The 1,683-nt window shown below is 71.7% G+C and carries 2 protein-coding genes; one reads left to right on the plus strand and one right to left on the minus strand.

Translation table 11 applies throughout. The features are described from left to right. Positions 1 to 153: 153 nt before the first annotated feature. Positions 154 to 543, minus strand: coding sequence for a hypothetical protein (locus ACOADB_RS11400; RefSeq protein ID WP_378598290.1), 390 nt, complete (start codon positions 541 to 543; stop codon positions 154 to 156). Between the two features lie 67 nt (positions 544 to 610). Between ACOADB_RS11400 and ACOADB_RS11405 the strand changes: the two genes are divergently transcribed. After that, on the plus strand, positions 611 to 1,683 hold a 1,073-nt coding region (locus ACOADB_RS11405), incomplete at its 3' end, for a hypothetical protein (RefSeq protein WP_378598292.1).

The raw sequence follows: 1,683 nt of genomic DNA on the forward strand, positions 1-1,683 counted from the left end.
GCCGACGAGCACGGGTGCCAGGAGGGCCAGCGCAGCAAGGGCGACTCGGGCCGTGGAGGTGTCCATGGTGGTGTCCTTCCGGGATGCCCGAGATCCATTCCCGATGGTGGCACCAACGACGCCGACGCGCATCAGTCCGGTGCCGACTTTTCCTCAGGCGGGGATGGTCGCGAGCTTCTCGAGCATGTGGTTCATCGCCTGCAGGTGCTCGTCCTGCGCGCTGAACAGGACCATGTCGGCGTCCTCCTCCACGCGCACCGAGTGGCCCGCGGGCCAGTAGAAGACGTCGCCGCCGCTGCAGAACTCCTGGGAGTCGTCGGAGTAGGTCACCACGACCTTGCCGTTCAGCAGGTAGCCCCAGTGCTCGGCCTGGCAGGCGTCGTCGGGCAGGCCCTGCAGCAGCGGTGCGATGTCGACACCGGCGGCGAGGGTGAAGTACTCGACCGCCAGCGGGCCGGACCCGATGCCGAAGTTGGGGAGGTGGCGGGCGGTCGCGCCGAGGGCATTCATCTTGATCGGGAGGTCGGTCTTCGGGAGGTGCATGACGGGCTCCTGTGGTCGGGGAACTGATTCACCCCTGAGGCGTGACAACCGGTGTCACAATGCGACAGTGACGACCCCCGACACGCCTGCCGCGCTGGAGGCGCGGGCGGTCGAGGCGTACGGCGCGGGTGAGTTCGAGGCCTCGGTCTCCGCCTGGGAGCGCTTGTACGACGTCCAGACAGCCGCCGGCGAACCGGTCGATGCCGCGCGGGCGGCCGCCATGGTCGCCATCAACCTGCTCTGCGAGACCGGCCTGATGGCGCCGGTCCGGGGCTGGACGGCTCGTGCGAAGCGGTCGCTCGGTGACGCACCGGCCGGCCCGGTGCACGCGTTGCTGGCGATCGTCGCTGCGTATGAACGCTTCCTGTCGGGCGACCCGGAGTCGGCGCTGGAGCCCGCGCTGGAGGCGGTCGAGCTCGGCCAGCTGTTCGGCGTCGCTCCGGCGCAGGGCCTGGGCCGGACGGCACTGGCCCGGCTGGCGATCCACGCTGGCGACGTCGACCGCGGGATCGCGATGCTCGACGAGCTGGCGGCCGACCTGGAAGCGGGCGCGTTCGATCCGCTGACCACGGGCAACGTCTACTGCGAGCTGATCTGCGCGGCGCAGTGGGTCGGTCGTCACGACCGCGCGCGGGAGTGGACCGAGACCATGGACCGTTGGCGCCAGGGCCGGGCCTTCGGGGGGACGAACGGCCGCTGCCGGATCCATCGCGCCGAGCTGCTGCGCGTCTCGGGTCCGGCCGCAGCGGCGGAGGAGGAGGCGCTGGCTGCCTGCGTCGAGCTCCGCCCGTGGATGCGTCGAGAGTTCGGGTGGCCGTTGGTCGAGCTGGGCAACATCCGGCTGCTCCGGGGCGATCTCGTCGGCGCCGAGGAGGCCTATCTCGAGGCGCACGAGCGGGCGTGGTCACCGCAGCCGGGGCTCGCCCTGGTGCGGCTGGCGCAGGGACGCGCCGACGTCGCCGAGGAGATGGTGCGCGGCGAGATCGAGTACCCGATGGAGGTGCCGTGGAAGGAACGCCCGCCGTTCGGTGACCTCCGCCTCGCGCCGCTGCTCGCGGCACGATCCGAGATCGCCGAGGTCCGTGGCGACCGGGCCGGAGCCGATGCCGCGGCCGAGGAGCTCACCGCCATCCAGGCCCG

Source organism: Nocardioides sp. CPCC 206348 (genome assembly GCF_048654705.1).
GTDB lineage: Bacteria > Actinomycetota > Actinomycetes > Propionibacteriales > Nocardioidaceae > Nocardioides.

What these genes read in the sequence shown, in the direction of transcription:
- ACOADB_RS11400 (WP_378598290.1), bottom strand. Translation starts at nt 543, where the DNA reads ATGCACCTCCCGAAGACCGACCTCCCGATCAAGATGAATGCCCTCGGC.